The organism is Salegentibacter profundi, assembly GCF_054121475.1.
Genome location: NZ_JBSYGG010000003.1, coordinates 1 through 17832, shown reverse-complemented (window position 1 = coordinate 17832; position 17832 = coordinate 1). Strand labels below are relative to the sequence as shown.

Sequence of the window (17832 nt, the reverse complement as noted above, 5' to 3'; positions counted from 1 at the left end):
CAATGGAGCGTCTAATTGAATTAGATCACAAACTTTTTCTTTTCCTCAATAACCTTGGAAGCGATCAGTGGGACTGGTTTTGGTTACTGGTTACCGATAAATGGACGGCCATTCCTCTCTACGCTATCCTTGTTTATTTGTTATTTAAGGTCTTTGGATGGAAGGTTACCTTACTTTATTTGATTTTGGTTACCCTTTTGATTACCACCACCGATCAATTGGCCAATGTCTTCAAAGATGGTTTCCAACGCTTAAGACCCTGTGGCCAGGAAGGAATAAGAGAGTATGCCCGTTTTGTAGCCGTGAGATGTGGAAAGTATGGATATTTCTCAGCTCATGCTGCAAATTCTTTTGGTGTGGCGGTTTTCCTGGGACTTCTTTTTAAAAAGAAGTTTCCCACCCTCCTCTATTTTTTACTTCTATGGGCTGGATTGGTGGCTTATAGTCGGGTATACCTGGGAGTACATTATCCTGGAGATATATTAACCGGTGCCGTTATAGGAGTCTTCTTTGGATTTGTATATTATTTGATCCAGAAATATCTACTGAAATTATTTAAGCTTTAATCTGTTTTTTCTAAAAGATAAAATGCCCTTATGAGCCGATCCTTATAGCGGCCTGTTTCTGGGTTTACATAGTTTAGGTCGTAACGTTCGCGTTGCTTAATTTCAAAATTTTCAAAGAAGGTTTTTACCTGAAGACTGTCTTTTTCCATAAATAAAATTCCAAAGGATTCTTTCTTTTCCAGGGTCTTGAGATTCTCAATAAGAGGGATGGAACTTCCATATTCCCAAATTAATTCGGGGGTGAAAGTTTTATATTCATAGACCTCAATTCTTTTTTCTTCGGCTAATACTTTCAGGTTATGAATATTGTTGAAATCTGGGTTGTTTAAAAATGAATACATTAAGGGAAAAGCAAAAACAATTATTCCGGGAATAAAGCTTACCGTTAAATAGAAGACAGGCGGGTAATTCTTTTTCCAAAGGAAATATAAGATCATTAAACCAAAACCAAACAACGTTACTGAGGCCGCCATATACCAGATCCAATATCCGTCCAGATCTAAATAAAATAAAGCGGCAAGAGGAAAAAGTAATCCTATAAAAGCAATAAGCATATGGTTCAAATACACTATCCAGCTTTCAGATTTAGAAAGAGCTGGGAAGTTCCGGAATAGATACTCAATATAAAAGCCAGTATTTATGGCCATTGGAATAAGTACGGGCAGTAAGTACCTTGATTTTTTTTCCGGAATAACTGAGAGTAGAATAACTGCTGTAATGGTCCATAAAAAGGAGAATTTATAAGCTTTGGGATTGGAAACTTTATTCTTTAAATAAGGGTAAAGAAGGGCGACAAAAGATGGGATAGTCCAGATACCACTCTGAACAAAAAAGCTCCAGTAATAATAAAAAGGCCTTATATTATAATTGGCCCAGTTCGAAGTTTCCTTAGCGGCGATCTTTAAAAAGCTCTCTGGATCGGCCAGTCTAACATAGATGAACCACCAGGTTCCCAGAGCAATTCCAAGAAATATAAAAACAAAAATAGCAAGTCGCTTTCCTTTGAATCCTCTGTAATTATAACTTAGACCATAGGCGATTAAAAATGGGAGGAAGAGCGCGTAAAGCGATATAGGACCTTTACTTAACAAGGACGCCGCAAAGAAAAACGCAGCTATGATAGCATTACGATAAAGGTTTTTATAATTCTGGAAAATTTTAACCAGAAAAAAAATACAACCCATCATAAAAGAATGGGTGAAAATATCCCATTGTCCATCACGTCCAGAAAATACGATATAAAATGAGGTGGCTAAGATTAATGAACTTAGAAAAGCCTGTTTTTTTGAAATCTTGATTAAGCTCTGGAAACCATAAAAAATAAAAATGAGGATGAGCGTGGTAATAGCAGCCGGTAGACGCATAAAATAGCGCTCATAGCTCTGAAAAATTCCGGCACTCAGAGCAGTGAGCCAGGTGGGTAAAGGGGGTTTTTGATACCGAGGGAGATCATTGAGGGTTGTAAGAAGCCAGTTATTTTTTTCCAACATCTCCCGGGCTGTAATAAAATTACGGGCTTCCATTATATTGATATACAGAACATCGAGCTGTGTTAAAAATATGAGAGCCCCAAGTAGGAAAAGTATGAAGCGGTATTTATCTGTAAATTTTAGTAGTTTAGGCATAAGCTTTCAAACTTAAAACAATGTTTCTTACGTAAATGATGCTTCCGAGAATATGGCCTATAAACAATACGGGATCCTTTCTTAGAATGGCATACATTAGTATAAGGCCGGCACCAAAAAGACTTAACATCCAAAAACCGAGGGGTAGAACAGACCTATTTATTTTTTCAGAAAAAAACCACTGGTAAATAAATCGAAAATTAAAAATTATCTGTGCCGAAGTGCCCATAGCCAATAACCAGAATGGAATATCTTCATTAAAGAATAATTTATCGATATGGAAACTTTTAAAAGTAAAAAAGAAACCGATAACCCCTAGTGGGAATAGATATAAGAGCCATTGAAACCATGTGGGTAAACGCTGCCAGGTGCCCTGCAGGTATAGGTTTCGGATGTATATAAAATAGGTTAAACCCTGCCCGAACATAATGGCAAAGTCATCTCGAAAATAACCGTAGATAAACAATAGGAATGATGCAAATAAGCTAAGTTTCCAAAACAATCCGGGAGTAACTACCTTTTTCTGATTCTCAGAGAGGATCCATTGGTGAAGTAACCTGCTTGAGAAAAGTATTTGTGCAGCAAAACCAATAGCATAAATTTGCCAATTTTCCATCTATCCTCTTTTCTCGATCCTGTAGTTGATGTATTTTTTTTTCATCCACAAATAGGCAAAACAATCCACCAGCGGTCCTCCGAGTCTATTCCATACATGAAATTTAGGAGTTCCGGCTAGTCTAGGATAATGCCTTACCGGTACTTGTTTAACCGCACCTTCCTGTAAAAGGACCATGGCCGGTAAAAATCGATGTAAACCATGAAACATTGGGATATTCCGAGCATAGTCGGCTTTGATAACCTTTAAGGGACAACCGGTATCCTCCATTCCATCTTTTGTAAAACTACGTCTGATATTATTAGCGATCTTTGAGGAAATATTCTTGACGAATTTATCCTTTCGATTGGCTCTGACTCCTGTAACCAGATCGTAATCTCCTATTTCTGCCAAAAGAAGATCAAAATCTTCTGGATCCGTTTGAAGATCAGAATCTATATATCCGATTAAAGGGGACTCAGCGTGGTCAAATCCGGCTTTGATAGCTGCACTTAAACCCCTATTTTTATCAAATGAAATATATCTGAAGTGCTCCTGTCTGCTGCAAATTTCTTCAATAAGGTCAAGGCTTTTGTCCACAGATCCATCGTTGATAAGGAGTACGCTGCTCCTTCTTTTAGTTTTGTCTAAATAATTACTTAGGGCCTGTTCAACTCTTAACAGGTTTTCTTCCTCGTTAAAGAGCGGAACAATAATAGTGAATTCGTATTGCATATAAAGGATCACGCTAGGGGACAAAGGTATTAATAAAAAACAGTAGATTTAAAATTTCTACAAAGGCCTTGGGAACTATTTGAATTAAGATTGTAATTTGCATTTTATAATACCAATTCGTTTAAATGAAAGTTTTACTAACTGGGGCTGCAGGTTTCATAGGTTCCCATATGGCCGAAAAACTTGTGGAACAGGGGTATAAAGTTATTGGGATTGATAATTTTTCTGATTATTATAACCCCTCCCTAAAAAGGCAAAATGCGGCAATTCTTCAAGGGAAAGGCATAGAAGTTCTGAAAAAGGATCTACGTAATCCTGAAGATTTTCAGAACCTCCCCCGTGATTTTGATTTTGTTTTTCATTTTGCCGGTCGCCCAGGAATATCATCACGCAGTAACTTTGATGATTATTTTTCAAATAATGTTTATGCCACAGAACTCTTGCTGAATTTCTCTCTCGAGAATAAAAACCTGAAACATTTTTTTAATATCGGGACTTCTTCCATTTACGGAAGAGAAGCCACTTTTAATGAAACCGAAGTGCCACGGCCGGTTTCCAATTATGGGGTTAGTAAATTGGCAGCGGAACAGCAGGTTCTGGCCTTGGCTCGAAGTGCAAAGATAAAAGCTTCTTCTTTGAGATTGTATTCGGTTTATGGACCCCGGGAGCGACCTGATAAGTTATACACAAAGCTAATTCAATGCGCTAGTAGGGATGAGAAGTTTCCGTTATTCGAAGGCAGTGAGGAGCATTTAAGGAGTTTTACCTATGTTGGAGATATCGTAAATGGAATTAGCCAAGCCCTGGAGAACCATGAAAAGCTCAATACCCAAATTATTAACCTGGGCAGTGAAGAAGAATTTTCCACTCGTCAGGGAATCCAGTTTATTGAAGAGATCCTTGGAAAGAAGGTGAGAATAAAAAATCTGCCAAGGCGTCCAGGTGACCAGTTACGTACTAGGGCTAAAATTGAAAAGGCTCGTGAGATAATTGGTTACGACCCGAAAATATCACTTTTTGAAGGCCTGGAAAGACAGGTTCATTGGTACAAAGAATTTATGTCTCCTCAAATTTCCTGATCAGCTCATTGGCTGCTGCAAATGCAGTGATCTGATTATTTTCTATGGCCTTAAGTTGAAGTTTTAAGGCTTTCTGAATGCTTTGATTCCTGTAGAATCGATTTTTAAGGTGTTCATCGATAGTCTGGAACATCCAGAACTTATTCTGTTCCCTTCGATGATGTTCAAAATAACCATTGGCATGGGTTTGATTTTTAAATTTTAATATTAAATTCCAAATATCGGAAATTCCAGTATTCTCCAGAGCACTACATAAGGTGACTTTTGGTTTCCATCCACTTTCTTTGGCAGGATAGAGATTTAATGCTCTTCGGAATTCCAATTTTGCTTCACGGGCCGCTTTAAGATTATCACCATCTGCTTTATTTATCACTATGGCATCGGCCATTTCTATGATGCCGCGCTTAATTCCCTGTAACTCATCTCCGGCACCGGCAAGTTTGAGAAGTAAAAAGAAATCTGTCATACTATGCACGGTAGTTTCGCTCTGACCAACTCCTACGGTTTCAATTAAAATAATGTCAAAACCCGCAGCTTCACACAACAATATACTCTCCCGGGATTTACGTGCCACTCCACCCAGGGATTTTCCTGAAGGAGAAGGTCTTACAAATGCGTTCTCCTCCTTTACCAGGTTTTCCATTCTGGTTTTATCGCCAAGAATGCTTCCTTTGGATAAGGTACTGCTTGGGTCTACTGCCAGTACAGCCACTTTTTTGCCTTGTTTTATCAGGTGGGTTCCTAAACGTTCTATAAAGGTGCTTTTCCCCACTCCCGGAACCCCGGTGATCCCTATGCGTATGGATTTCTGGGCGTGGGGTAGCGCCCCTTCAATCAAAATTTCTGCTTTATCTGTATGTTTTGGTTGGTTGCTTTCGACCAGCGTAATGGCTCGACCCAGGGCAACTTTATTACCATTTAGTAATTGGGTCAGTAAATCTTTCTCTGAGAGTGAGTTTTTTCGTCGAGCCTTGAATTTTTCAGCAGCACCCTCATTCACGTTTACAGCAGACCTATTGGAATCTGATTCTTTTAGAGCGGATGGATTTTTTTTTGGGGTCAAGCTGAGTTATTTATGACAAATTTATGAATTCATTCTTTGCTTCGGTATTTTATGCTTGTTATATTGAAGCAGACAATAAAGTTAATTAAAAACAATAAGATGAAAACATTGTACACAGCCACTGTAACAACTAAAGGAGCCAGACATGGGCATACTACCAGTGATGATGGCGTTTTAGATATGAAATTAAGTATACCAAAAAGCCTTGGTGGCGAAGGCGGAAAATACAGTAATCCCGAACAACTCTTTGCAGCCGGGTATTCTGCCTGTTTCGGAAGTGCTTTGGAGGCCGTTGCAAAAGACCACAAAGTAGATCTTGGCGATTTCAGCGTAACGGCAATAATAGACCTCGGTAAAACGGAGGATGACGATCTTCAGCTTGCGGCGATCCTGGACTGCTATATTCCCGGTGTTGATGTGGAAACAGGAGAGAAACTTATTAATGAGGCACATGAGATTTGCCCATATTCTCGGGCAACCCGTGATAATATTGATGTCACCCTTAATTTATTGGTTGACGAAGATTGATAAACATTCTGTTATAGGAAAATTAGGAGCCGTTGGAAGACGGCTCTTTTTCTTTTAAAGGTACTACGATTCTGGTTTTATCCCATGATAAAACCATAAAGATAAGGTCGTTTGCCTCCTCAAAGAGAATCGTAAACTGTTCAATACTGGTTTTGGAAAGCCTTACCGGAACTTCGAGCACTAGCTCATCATATTGGGGATCCCTATAGGCTTTTTCCTCAAGATTAATTCCCCAGGGATACATCTTTGAATTGAATATTACTTTCCAGGATTCTTCCATAGGAATTGTCCAGAGTGTATATTTTCCGGAATCCAATTCCGAACCATCAACCAGAATATCTTGATTAGTGCTGAACGTTGTAGCTTCATTGGCTCCAGTTCGCCATACCTCATTATAAGGAACAAGTTCTCCGAATATCACCCTGTCTTTTTTGTATGGCCTGTTATAAAATACTTCCAGTTCCAGATTTCCTTTCGAAAAAGTGACAGTCTCCTCAGGGCTATGCGTTTTTGTAGTGGTCCGAAGGAAATAAATAATTCCGGCTGATAATACCAGAATTATACCAACGATCTTTAAGGTGGTTTTAAGGGTTGAATTCATTGCCATTATTTTTCTAAAGAACTTTAGTTCAGTTTATAATACCATCTGGTTTTTTACTTACCATAATAAATTTAGGCATTATAAGTTGATTTTAATTAATTTCAAAAAAATAACCAGGTGTGCAACATTGCAAAATGCCTATCGTCTTTATAGTAACCAATCAGTTTAAATTTTGATACAACACCAATTAATAGAGGCTTGTAAACAGAAGGACCGGAGGGCCCAACTTAAGCTTTACAACAAGTACAGTGAAGGGATGTATTATGTAGCCTTTCGCTTTATGAAAGACCGTTTTGAAGCCGAAGACGCTATGCAGGAAGCATTTATTAAAGCATTCACCAAACTTGATCAGTTCACTGGGGAAGTAAGCTTTGGCGCCTGGCTTAAGAAAATTGTGATCAATAAATGCATAGATAAATTAAAGGCCAAGAAACTGGAATTGGTGGCAATAAATGAACAGGTGTTAAGCTCGGTGGATGAAAATGAAAATTGGAAAGTGGAGGAAGGAGTGAGTCTGGAACAAATTAAAAAATGCATGGAAAATCTCCCTGAAAAGTATAGATATCCTTTAATGTTGTTTTTGATGGAAGGATATGATCACGAGGAGATCTCAGAAATATTAGAAATAAGCCAGGTTGCCTCTAGAACATTGGTACACCGAGGAAAGAAAAAATTGCAGGAAGAATTAAAAATACAAAGACATGGAACAGGATATTAGGGAAATGTTTAAAAACGAAGCCCCCCATACTCCCGAAAAATTACCCAAGGGGCATAAAAAAAGATTTGAAGCGAGACTGGATGAAACATTTCCGGAAAGCTCAAAACATAATCAGCTTTATTTCTTTATGAAAATAGCAGCTGTTTTGGTAGTAGCCCTGGCGATTGGTTTTTACCTGCTCCAGCCAAATGGATTAACCAGTCAACCTGTTGTTGAAACCGATTCAGAGGAACTTGAAGAGGAGTCTACTTTTGAAACTCCTCAAGAGAAACAATTTCAACTCAGTGAAGTTTCTCCAGAATTCAAGAAAATTGAAAATTTTTATCTGGCGAGTTTGAATATGGAACTGGCGAAAATAGATATTAATGATGACAACCGGGACCTGATCAATTCTTTTATGGAACAACTGGCAGATCTGGATGAAGAATATCAGCGACTGAATTTGGAAATAAGTAAGAATGGGCCTAATGAACAAAGTATCGATGCTATGATCGGGAACCTTCAACTACGCCTGGAACTGCTTTATAAATTAAAGAATAAATTAAAGGAAATCAATCAATCAAAAGACGAACAATATGAAAACTATCAGGTATAATCTATTGGCGATACTGGCACTGATCAGTGCCACCGCGATTGCCCAAACCAAAACCTTGGATAAAAGTTACAAGGTTGACAATGATGTCGAAATAAGAATAAATAGCAGCCATACCAATATTGTAATCGACTATTGGGATAAGAATGAGGTTAAGGTGGAGTCGCTTTTGGACACCAAAGGAATGGATGAAGAAGCCCGAAAAAAGCTTACCGAGGATTGGAAACCTGAAATTAAAGCTTCGGCAGGTGAAATCGAGATCAACTCAGGACCTGTTGCGATGAATTGGGAAAAGAGTATGGAAGGCCTAGAAGAACCTTTGGCGCAATTACCCGAGATGCTTGGTCCGCTGATGGAAAATCTTGGGCCTCTTTTAGAAAGCATTACCAACAACCCGCTCCCGCCAGAATTTGCTGAGAGTATGGGAAACATAAAATTTGATTACGAAGCTTACCGCAAAGACGGTGATAAATATCTCGAAAGATTTGAGAAGGAAATGGAAGGTAATTTTGGGGAAGACTTTGAAAAGGCTATGGAAAAATGGGCAGAAGAATTTGAAAACAATCCGAACATGAAGAAGTTTGAGATGGATATGGAGGCCTGGGGAGAGAGCTTTGGGGAAGATATGGAAGCCTGGGGAGAAGAATTTGGTAAGAAAATGGAAGCCTGGGGGGAGAACTTTGGCCAGGATATGGAGAAATGGGCTGAACAGTTCGAGGCAGATATGGAAAATAGCAATGGCGATCTCGGCAAGATCAGAGTGCTAAAAAGTAAAGATGGAAGTGCTAAAAAAACCCTTAAACTAAATATTCCTCGAAAATCCAGTTTGAATCTGGAAGTGCGTCATGGAGATGTTCAACTTAGCGGTACAACGACTAATTTAAAGGCAGATCTTTCACATAGTCGTTTTACGGCAACTACCATTGGCGGTAAAAAGACCGAGGTGAAAGCAGCTTATACTCCTGTAAAGGTTAAAAACTGGAATTACGGGGTGCTCAGCGCAAGTTATGTAAAGGAATTTGAGATTGACAAAGCTCTTAGTATTAAACTTGATTCCAAATCCAGCGATATTGTTTTCCATGAAATAGGGGAGACCGGAATTCTTAGTGGAAGTTTTGGTAAGCTGTCCATTGGCAAGCTTGATGCAGGATTTAAAAACCTGGATGTAAGCTTACAAAACAGTGATATGGAGTTGTCTTTGCCAGATACCGCCTTTAATTTTAGTTATAATGGAACAAAAAGCAAGATTAAAACCCCATCAGCCTTGAAGCTAACCAGCAGTAAATCCTATGATAACGAAAGTCTTAATGGGTATAATAAAACCCGTGATGCTAATGCTTCAGTGACGATTAAAGCTAGTTTTAGTGATGTCTTGCTAAATTAAAAATCAGCGCTTATTTTTGGAGAATAAAAACCTGCAGCCTTTGTTGCGGGTTTTTGTTTTAAAAACTAAAAAGATGGAAAGATCAGGATTTGAAAAGTTTATATGGAATCTAACTCAGCGGTTTACCAGTGTTTTAGATACCAGTTTCGGGCCCGAAGATTATATCGGTATAGATCTTTCTGAAACCAATAAAGAGCTGGATAAAATCGATATATCTTCTGCGAAAGCCTTTTCGGCATTTATTGATAATTACCTTAAAAACACTGGTAAAAAGGTGGCTTTCGGGGGTTATTCTGAAATCAGAAAACTCTATAGGCGTAGTGAGCTTTTCAGCCATATGGAGGATGAACGAGATATTCATTTGGGAATGGATTTCTGGGCTCCAGCTAATACAGCTGTTTTGGCGGTTTTAGACGGGAAAATCCATAGTTTTAAGGATAATGCAAACTTCGGAGATTATGGTCCTACCATTATTCTTGAGCATAACCTCAATAGTGATAAGTTCTTTTCTCTTTATGGCCATCTGAGCAGGAAATCACTGGAAAATTTAGAAATCGGCCGGGAGGTCAAAAAAGGGGAAAGAATCGGAGAGTTGGGTACAAAGGAAGAAAACGGAGATTACGCACCCCATCTGCATTTTCAGATCATCGGTCACCTGGAAGATAAGATTGGAGATTTCCCGGGGGTGGCCTCAAGACGAGATCTTGATTTTTATCTTCGTAACTGTCCAGACCCCGATTTATTACTCAAGTTAAGGCACTAGGTTATTTGCGTTTTAAAATAAGTCCGACGATAGCCGAAGTAACCACCCCCATCATTAAGGCTCCTGCTACTGATTGAATGATGTAGGATTGCAGATTGAAATAGGCCTGAGCTTCTTCTTTATTCATTCTACCGTTCTGCGTTGTATAGCTTATCATATTATCCAAATAATCAGGGGTAATGAATTTGTGGGTAATGTATTGTCCCAGGGGAGAAAGGATTGTGACTACTATAGTTAAGATAACCCCTGAAACGAAACCCTGTTTCCAGGTCATTTTACCCTGAAAATAATTCTTTCTTTTATCATAAATGGCAAACAAGTAGATCGCCAGTGCGAACAGGCCGAAAAAGTTGGTGTAAATGGCATGGTCAGAAATCAAAGTATCATGCCATCCCATGGCTTTTTCAAAATACATCCATAGCAGGGAAACGGTAAAAAAGATGATTCCCCATTTAATCTCAATGATATAGTTCTTCATATCTCAGAATTGGTAAGTCGTGTTAAAAATACGTAAAAAATCACTTTCCAGTAAAAACAAAAATCCCGAAGCATCAACCTCGGGATTTATCAATTTTTATTATTAGGATAATCACTTTTCAACAAGGACCCAATCCCCTTTATCCAAGAGTGGAATAGCTTGTTTGAATTTCATGGTCTTGTTCTCTCCGCTCATCACGTTTTTGATAGTTACCTTATCGTTCCGACCTATTTTGGGCTGGTCTCTGGTAATGGTTTCGGTAACTTGGGGACGACGTTGGGTTTGACCGGCGGCCCTATTTTGAGCTGCTCGTTCATCCATATTAGGAATTTCATCCTTCTGAGTCTCCAGGTTTTCTTTTTTCCTTGGTTGTCTTGCCTCCGAAATATTAGACACATTTCCTTCTGGAATTTCTCCCTTGAATAAAAAGGAGATAACATCTCGGTTCACCTGATCGATCATTGCTTTGAATAATTCGAAAGCTTCGAATTTATAGATGAGAAGAGGATCTTTTTGTTCATGAACCGCCAATTGGACACTCTGTTTTAGCTCGTCCATCTTTCGAAGATGCGTTTTCCAGGCGTCGTCGATAATGGCCAAAGTAATATTTTTCTCAAAATCCTTGACCAGTTGAGCGCCTTCAGTTTCATAAGCTTTCTCAAGGTTAGTGACTACCTGAAGGGTCTTCTGTCCATCGGTAAAAGGCACGGAAATTCTCTCGAATTTGTTATCCCCTTCATATACCTGTTTAATTACAGGGAATGCCTTTTCGGCACTGTTTTCCATTTTTTCCTGGTAATGTTTATAGGCGCTTTTATAAACTTCACCAGCGATCTTCTGAACCCCCATTTTCTCAAACTCCTCCTCGGTAACCGGTGAGCTCATAGAGAAATAGCGGATGAGTTCAAACTCAAAGTTTTTGAAATCCTGGGCAATTTTATTTCCTTCAGTGATAGCCTCGGAGGTATCGAAAATCATATTGGCGATATCCACGCGTAGACGTTCCCCAAATAGCGCATGATAACGACGCTTATAAATCACTTCCCGCTGGGCATTCATCACATCATCATATTCCAGCAAACGCTTACGGATTCCGAAATTATTTTCCTCTACTTTTTTCTGTGCCCGTTCAATGGATTTTGAGATCATGGAGTGCTGAATTACCTCGCCTTCTTCAAGTCCCATTTTGTCCATTAATTTTGCAATCCTTTCCGAACCAAATAACCGCATAAGGTTGTCCTCAAGGGAAACATAGAATTGGGAGCTGCCTGGATCTCCCTGTCTACCAGCTCGACCTCTTAACTGCCTGTCTACCCGTCTAGAATCATGTCTTTCGGTTCCAACTATAGCTAAACCACCTGCTTCTTTAACCTCTGGGCTAAGTTTAATATCCGTACCCCTTCCGGCCATATTCGTGGCAATAGTTACGATACCTGATTTACCAGCTTCTGCAACAATATCGGCCTCTTTTTTATGCAATTTGGCGTTAAGTACATTGTGCGGTACGTTGCGCAGTTTTAGCATACGGCTTAATAATTCCGAAATCTCTACCGAGGTTGTACCAATCAATACTGGTCTCCCGGCTCGCGATAGTTCAGTTACATGGTCAATGACCGCGTTGTATTTTTCCCGTTTGGTTTTGTAAACCAAATCTTCTTTGTCAATTCTGGCTATAGGACGGTTGGTTGGAATTTCAACAACATCCAGTTTGTAAATCTCCCATAGTTCCCCGGCCTCGGTTACAGCTGTACCTGTCATACCAGAAAGTTTCCGGTACATCCTAAAATAATTCTGTAGGGTTACCGTGGCGAAGGTTTGAGTAGCATCTTCGATCTTTACATTTTCCTTGGCTTCAATAGCCTGGTGAAGCCCATCGCTGTAACGCCGGCCCTCCATGATACGGCCAGTTTGTTCATCTACGATCTTTACTTTATTATCTATCACTACATACTCCGTATCTTTCTCAAATAGGGTATATGCTTTAAGCAATTGCCGAAGGGTATGGATGCGCTCGCTCTTTACACTATATTCACGAAATAGCTCTTCTTTTTTCTCAGCTTCTTCTTCCTTGGGAAGCTCCTCTTTTTCAATTTTGGCGATTTCCATTCCGATCTCGGGCATCACGAAGAAATCCGGTTCATCTTTTCCGGAAAGGAATTCTATACCTTTATCGGTAAGGTCTATCTGGTTGTTTTTTTCCTCAATGGTAAAGTACAGGTCTTCATCAACTTTGGGCATTTCCCTGTTGTTGTCCTGCATATAATGATTTTCCGTCTTTTGCAGTAATTGCTTTATCCCTTCTTCACTGAGAAACTTGATCAGCGCCTTATTTTTGGGCAATCCTCGGTAAACCCTAAGCAATAAAAAAGCACCCTCTTTGGTGTCGCCTTCCTTTATAAGTTTTTTAGCCTCAGCCAGCACTTTGGTAAGGTGACTGCGTTGCTTTTCAACGATGGTGGCTATAGCGGGTTTTAGTTCATCGAATTCGTGAACATTTCCTTTGGGAATTGGTCCGGAAATAATTAGCGGAGTTCGCGCATCATCCACAAGTACAGAATCCACCTCATCTACAATAGCGTAATTATGGGGGCGTTGCACAAGATCATCGGGAGAATGAGACATATTATCCCTCAAATAATCAAAACCGAACTCATTATTGGTTCCATAAGTAATATCGGCATTATACGCTTTTCTCCTTGCCGCAGAATTAGGTCGGTGGTAGTCAATACAATCGACACTAAGGCCGTGAAATTGGAAAATCGGAGCCATCCATGCGCTGTCACGTTTGGCTAGGTAATCATTAACCGTTACCAGATGGACTCCTTTACCCGTAAGGGCATTAAGGTACATCGGAAGGGTAGCTACAAGAGTTTTACCTTCCCCGGTTTGCATCTCTGCAATTTTTCCCTGGTGCATGGCAACTCCACCGATGAGCTGAACATCATAATGGATCATATCCCAGGTAATAGGTTTGCCAGCGGCATCCCAGGAATTACTCCAAATAGCATGTTCCTCTTCAAGATTAATATAATCTTTCTCCGCTGAAAGCTCCCGGTCATATTCTGTAGCGGCAACCTTGAGTTCAGTATTATGGAAGAATCGTTTTGCTGTTTCCTTTACCGTGGCAAAAGCCTCAGGAAGTATGTCATTGAGAACCTTCTCTGAAATTTCATAGGCCTTATCTTTTAATGAGTCAATTTCCGCATAAATATCCTCTTTTCTGGTAATATCGTCAGACTCATCAGCTTCTTTCTCCAAATCAGCAATCTGGGTATTCACCTCTTTTAAAGCTTCAGAAATTTGGTTTTTAAAAGTGGTGGTTTTTCCTCTTAATTCATCAAGGCTCAATTTTTCAAAATCAGGTTCAAGGGCCTTGATCTTATCTACTATAGGTGTTATTTCCTTGACGTCTTTTTTGGATTTATCGCCTACAAATACTTTTAATACAGAATCTAAAAAACTCATAATAGTTTTTACGTTTAATAAGGTTCAAATGTACGCAAAAAAAAAGCCTCGCTTTGGAGACTTTTTTCTATTTTTTTGCGTGATTTCTAATATTCATCCTCATTCCAAAGATAATCTTCGTCAGTGGGATAGTCGGGCCATATTTCTTCAATAGAATCGTATGAATCTCCTTCATCTTCAATAGCCTGCAGGTTTTCCACAACCTCCAAGGGGGCTCCGGTCCTGATTGCATAATCAATTAACTCATCTTTGGTTGCCGGCCATGGTGCATCGCTTAAATATGATGCTAATTCTAAAGTCCAGTACATTGGTTAATCGGGTTTTTTATTTTTGCAAAAATAAATTTTTTGCTGATATAGCAAAGAAAAAAATCTATTATTTTCTCAATAAAATAAGAACTTTTTCTAAAATTATAAATTTCAGTGAAAATTATTATTTTAAAAATCCGCTTTAGGCTTTTTATGAGGATTTTGGAGGAATCCATTCTATCTCATCGGCCTGTAATTCGTGGCTCAACTTCCGTGCCAGCACAAAGAGATAGTCAGAAAGTCGGTTAAGGTATTGCAATAGTCTCTGATCAAGTTTTTCAATTTCATTTAACGCCGTTACCATCCGCTCCGCACGGCGGCATACACAGCGAGCTATGTGACAGAATGACACGCTTTGATGACCTCCCGGAAGCACAAAATGGGTCATCTCAGGCAATTCCTCGTTCATTCTATCCATTTTCTTTTCAAGTAGTTCTATATCCTCTGCAGTGATTTTAGGGATATTCAACCTTTCTTTTCCACTTTTCAGGGTTGCTTTTTTAGGATCGGTGGCTAGCATAGATCCAATAGTAAAGAGACGATCCTGAATTTTTATTAGAACTTTATAGGTGTTTTTGTCTATTTCCTGATCACGAACCAAACCTATATAGGAGTTCAATTCATCTATAGTGCCGTAACTTTCTATACGAATATGATGTTTGGGAACTCGTGTACCTCCAAAAAGTGCCGTAGTTCCTTGATCACCTGTTTTTGTGTAAATTTTCATAAATGATATTTCCCTCAAAGGTACAAAAGGAAGTGAAAAGAGTCTGCCGCATATGATTTATTGAAAGCTTAAATATGATTTTCTGCTTCAGATTGCTGTTTTTTCCGACGTGCTAGATAACGTCTTCGGAAGTTTTCATTTTTGCGGGCTTTCCTGTTTTGTTTCGCGCGGCGTGAATTCCACATAAAAATAACGAGAAAAACCACGATAATAGCGAGATAAATCCAGGTTTCCTGGTCGAAATCGATCATTGTTATCTTGATAATTTTTTACAAGGTAATAAATAATTATAATTTGTCATACCTTGACTATCAATAGATTGATGATAATATGGAAAATATAAACCCCAAAAGACGGGGTTTATATTAAGATTGTAAATCCATTATTCTTCGGTGTCAGTGGCTTTATCTACGACTAAGCGCTCATCGCGATTGGCGATTTCCCAGGCTGTGAGAAAAATCAATTGAGCCCGCTTTTTTAAGGCTTCATATTCAATTTTTTCGGCAGTATCGGTAGGTTGGTGATAATCCGGGTGAACTCCGTTAAAGTAAAAGATCACTGGAATATTATTTTTGGCAAAATTGTAATGATCACTTCTGTAATAAAAACGGTTGGGATCATTTTCATCATTATATGTATAATCCAGCTCCATGTTCATAAACTCAGAATTTACATCTTCACTAAGTTCATGTAGATCTGTGCTTAGTTTATCACTTCCAATTAAATATACATAGTTATCGTTACCTTCGTGCTCTTGGTCAATACGACCAATCATATCAGCATTTAGGTTAGCCACGGTATTTTCAAGAGGGAAAACAGGATTTTCGGTGTAATATTTTGAACCTAATAGCCCTTTTTCCTCTCCGGTGAGTAGCATAAAAAGAATTGAGCGTTTAGGGGTGTACCCATCTCTTCTGGCTTCCGCAAAAGCTTCAGCAATTTCAATTACTCCCATTGGCCCTGAACCACCATCATCGGCACCATTATATATGTTTCCTTCCTCATCAATTCCCACGTGGTCATAATGCGAAGTAATAATGAGCACCTCTCCTGGAAACTCACTTCCTTCAATATATCCCAGCACATTCTCTGAGGCTTTAAGTTTTTCATCAAAAAATTCTGTTGGAATGACCTGGTAATGGTTTTCTACTCCTTCAGGTGAAGGGATATTTAAATTAATGAATTCGGCCCGAAGGTATTCGGCAGCTTTCTTTTGACCAGGTTCACCAGTGTCCCGACCTTCAAATTCATCACTAGCAAAAACATTCAGGTGATCTTTTAGTTCCTGAGTAGTAATCGTATTTGCATACTCCATCGGATCAGCATTTTCAATATTTTTGTGATGAACCCCGCAACTAAAAAAGCCCGCGGTAAGGGCAATTAAGAATATCTTTTTCATAATTTAATAATTGATTTAAAAAAGCCCCAAGATAGGGTTTTTCAGTATTAATAATCAAGTGCCGCAGCTGAAAACAAGCTTTATTCATCAGTATTTTTCCATTTCAGAGCTTTCTCTATGGCTTCAAGGACAAGAGGCTCCATAACCGAATAAGCTTTTTTTGTAGGATGGACGCCATCTTCAGCATATTCGGCTTTCATTCCCCTCTTTTTATTGGCTAAAGCAGGAAAATAATCGAGATAGATATGGTCATTAGTACGGGCATAATCTTTCAGCCAGTTATTTACAGCTGTAATTTTTTCAACTGGTTTAATTTCTGGTTTCCAGGGATATTGGTATACAGGAAGAATGGAACTTATAACCACTTTAATCCCGTTGGCTTTGGCAAGCTGAGCCATAGCTTTGATATTGTCCGTTATCATTTTTACTGTAGAAGCACCAGTATTTCCGGCAATATCATTGGTGCCGGCCAAAATCACCACAACTTTAGGTTCCAGATCAATTACATCGGGAGTAAAACGTATTAACATTTGAGGTGTGGTTTGACCTCCTATCCCGCGTCCAATGATGTTATTTTTAGTAAAAAATTCGGAATTTGTGTTGACCCAGCCTTCAGTTATGGAGTTTCCCATAAAAACAGCAAGTGGTTTTTTATCTGAATTTATGATCTTTTGATTCTCCTCTTGGTATTTTTGGAGATTAGACCAATCCTGTTCCATTCGATCTTGATTTTGAGCACTTAATGTGAATATACCAAAGACTAATATAATAAAGACATAAATATTTTTCATCGGGTTTTGATTTAAGGCTAAAGTTATGAAAGCCCGTGGAACTATTAAAAAAATTATCGTTTATAAGCTGAAAATTAATTACCTACAGAAAGGTCTGAAAAACTTAAAGTTTTTATTGTGTGTAATTGAAAAAGCTTATTATATTTGCATCCGCTAAGGAGGAATGGCAGAGTGGTCGAATGCGGCAGTCTTGAAAACTGTTGAGGGTCACACCTCCGGGGGTTCGAATCCCTCTTCCTCCGCCACTAAAAACCGTAACACGCTGATAATACAGTAGTTACGGTTTTTTTGTTTCCTATTTGTCCGTAATTTGTACCGGCTTGATTGGGGATCAAGGAGGATCAAGCCTAATAGTTGTGTTTAAGCAAAGATTGTGGTTAATCTGTATAGAAAGAATTCTACATTTTTCACTCCT

Annotated in this window: 19 protein-coding genes and 1 tRNA gene; 8 read left to right on the top strand and 12 right to left on the bottom strand. The window is 38.9% G+C overall.

The window, feature by feature from the left end; translation table 11 throughout:
- Positions 1–2: 2 nt before the first annotated feature.
- On the top strand, positions 3–566 hold the full coding sequence (locus ACW6NC_RS05160) for a phosphatase PAP2 family protein (RefSeq protein WP_457864115.1): 564 nt from the start codon (positions 3–5) through the stop codon (positions 564–566).
- On the opposite strand, the gene ACW6NC_RS05155 is transcribed toward ACW6NC_RS05160, so the two are convergent.
- From ACW6NC_RS05155 to ACW6NC_RS05145, 3 genes are read right to left on the bottom strand one after another with little or no spacing between them, the layout of a single operon-like run.
- Complete coding sequence (locus ACW6NC_RS05155; protein WP_457864114.1) at positions 563–2191, bottom strand: ArnT family glycosyltransferase; 1629 nt, start codon at positions 2189–2191, stop codon at positions 563–565. The genes ACW6NC_RS05160 and ACW6NC_RS05155 overlap by 4 nt on opposite strands.
- On the bottom strand, positions 2184–2807 hold the full coding sequence (locus tag ACW6NC_RS05150) for a lipid-A-disaccharide synthase N-terminal domain-containing protein (protein WP_457864113.1): 624 nt from the start codon (positions 2805–2807) through the stop codon (positions 2184–2186). The genes ACW6NC_RS05155 and ACW6NC_RS05150 overlap by 8 nt, the downstream gene beginning before the upstream one ends.
- Positions 2808–3521 carry a glycosyltransferase gene (locus tag ACW6NC_RS05145; protein ID WP_457864111.1) on the bottom strand — a complete coding sequence of 238 codons (714 nt, stop codon included), beginning with the start codon at positions 3519–3521 and terminating at the stop codon, positions 2808–2810.
- 125 nt (positions 3522–3646) lie between these two features.
- Here ACW6NC_RS05145 and ACW6NC_RS05140 point away from each other — a divergent pair, with 125 nt between their 5' ends.
- Complete coding sequence (locus tag ACW6NC_RS05140; RefSeq protein ID WP_457864109.1) at positions 3647–4600, top strand: NAD-dependent epimerase/dehydratase family protein; 954 nt, start codon at positions 3647–3649, stop codon at positions 4598–4600.
- On the opposite strand, the gene meaB is transcribed toward ACW6NC_RS05140, so the two are convergent.
- Complete coding sequence (gene meaB / locus ACW6NC_RS05135; RefSeq protein ID WP_457864108.1) at positions 4578–5663, bottom strand: methylmalonyl Co-A mutase-associated GTPase MeaB; 1086 nt, start codon at positions 5661–5663, stop codon at positions 4578–4580. The genes ACW6NC_RS05140 and meaB overlap by 23 nt on opposite strands.
- Positions 5664–5762: 99 nt before the next feature.
- Between meaB and ACW6NC_RS05130 the strand changes: the two genes are divergently transcribed.
- Complete coding sequence (locus ACW6NC_RS05130; protein WP_457864106.1) at positions 5763–6191, top strand: organic hydroperoxide resistance protein; 429 nt, start codon at positions 5763–5765, stop codon at positions 6189–6191.
- A gap of 22 nt (positions 6192–6213) precedes the next feature.
- Here the strand turns inward: ACW6NC_RS05130 and ACW6NC_RS05125 are convergent, their stop codons facing one another.
- Complete coding sequence (locus ACW6NC_RS05125; protein ID WP_457864104.1) at positions 6214–6792, bottom strand: DUF2911 domain-containing protein; 579 nt, start codon at positions 6790–6792, stop codon at positions 6214–6216.
- Between the two features lie 172 nt (positions 6793–6964).
- On the opposite strand from ACW6NC_RS05125, the gene ACW6NC_RS05120 reads away from it, so the two are divergent.
- The 4 genes from ACW6NC_RS05120 (at position 6965) to ACW6NC_RS05105 (ending at position 10249) form a co-directional block, all read left to right on the top strand.
- Positions 6965–7510: an RNA polymerase sigma factor gene (locus ACW6NC_RS05120; protein WP_457864103.1), complete on the top strand. Its 546-nt coding sequence runs from the start codon at positions 6965–6967 to the stop codon at positions 7508–7510.
- Entirely contained in the window at positions 7494–8105 is a 612-nt protein-coding gene (locus tag ACW6NC_RS05115) for a hypothetical protein (RefSeq protein WP_457864101.1), read from the top strand. Before ACW6NC_RS05120 ends, ACW6NC_RS05115 begins: the two co-directional genes overlap by 17 nt.
- A complete protein-coding gene (locus ACW6NC_RS05110) occupies positions 8086–9486 on the top strand; it encodes a hypothetical protein (RefSeq protein WP_457864099.1) in 1401 nt (466 codons plus the stop codon). The genes ACW6NC_RS05115 and ACW6NC_RS05110 overlap by 20 nt, the downstream gene beginning before the upstream one ends.
- Before the next feature lie 73 nt (positions 9487–9559).
- Entirely contained in the window at positions 9560–10249 is a 690-nt protein-coding gene (locus ACW6NC_RS05105) for a peptidoglycan DD-metalloendopeptidase family protein (protein WP_457864097.1), read from the top strand.
- 1 nt (position 10250) lies between these two features.
- Here the strand turns inward: ACW6NC_RS05105 and ACW6NC_RS05100 are convergent, their stop codons facing one another.
- The 7 genes from ACW6NC_RS05100 to ACW6NC_RS05070 form a co-directional block, all read right to left on the bottom strand.
- Positions 10251–10727: a DUF4199 domain-containing protein gene (locus ACW6NC_RS05100; protein ID WP_457864096.1), complete on the bottom strand. Its 477-nt coding sequence runs from the start codon at positions 10725–10727 to the stop codon at positions 10251–10253.
- Positions 10728–10838: 111 nt separating this feature from the next.
- The gene (gene secA, locus ACW6NC_RS05095; protein WP_457864095.1) at positions 10839–14192 is read right to left on the bottom strand and encodes a preprotein translocase subunit SecA; all 3354 of its coding nucleotides are present in this window, start codon (positions 14190–14192) and stop codon (positions 10839–10841) included.
- Positions 14193–14278: 86 nt separating this feature from the next.
- On the bottom strand, positions 14279–14500 hold the full coding sequence (locus ACW6NC_RS05090) for a DUF2795 domain-containing protein (protein ID WP_008272287.1): 222 nt from the start codon (positions 14498–14500) through the stop codon (positions 14279–14281).
- Positions 14501–14651: 151 nt separating this feature from the next.
- Positions 14652–15227 carry a cob(I)yrinic acid a,c-diamide adenosyltransferase gene (locus tag ACW6NC_RS05085; RefSeq protein WP_457864094.1) on the bottom strand — a complete coding sequence of 192 codons (576 nt, stop codon included), beginning with the start codon at positions 15225–15227 and terminating at the stop codon, positions 14652–14654.
- Between the two features lie 68 nt (positions 15228–15295).
- Entirely contained in the window at positions 15296–15478 is a 183-nt protein-coding gene (locus ACW6NC_RS05080; RefSeq protein WP_457864092.1) for a hypothetical protein, read from the bottom strand.
- Positions 15479–15609: 131 nt separating this feature from the next.
- The gene (locus ACW6NC_RS05075) at positions 15610–16626 is read right to left on the bottom strand and encodes a M28 family metallopeptidase (RefSeq protein ID WP_457864090.1); all 1017 of its coding nucleotides are present in this window, start codon (positions 16624–16626) and stop codon (positions 15610–15612) included.
- Between the two features lie 80 nt (positions 16627–16706).
- A complete protein-coding gene (locus ACW6NC_RS05070; protein WP_457864088.1) occupies positions 16707–17345 on the bottom strand; it encodes an SGNH/GDSL hydrolase family protein in 639 nt (212 codons plus the stop codon).
- A 229-nt stretch (positions 17346–17574) separates the two neighbouring features.
- Between ACW6NC_RS05070 and ACW6NC_RS05065 the strand changes: the two genes are divergently transcribed.
- A tRNA-Ser gene (locus tag ACW6NC_RS05065) sits at positions 17575–17662 on the top strand.
- Positions 17663–17832 lie beyond the last annotated feature (170 nt).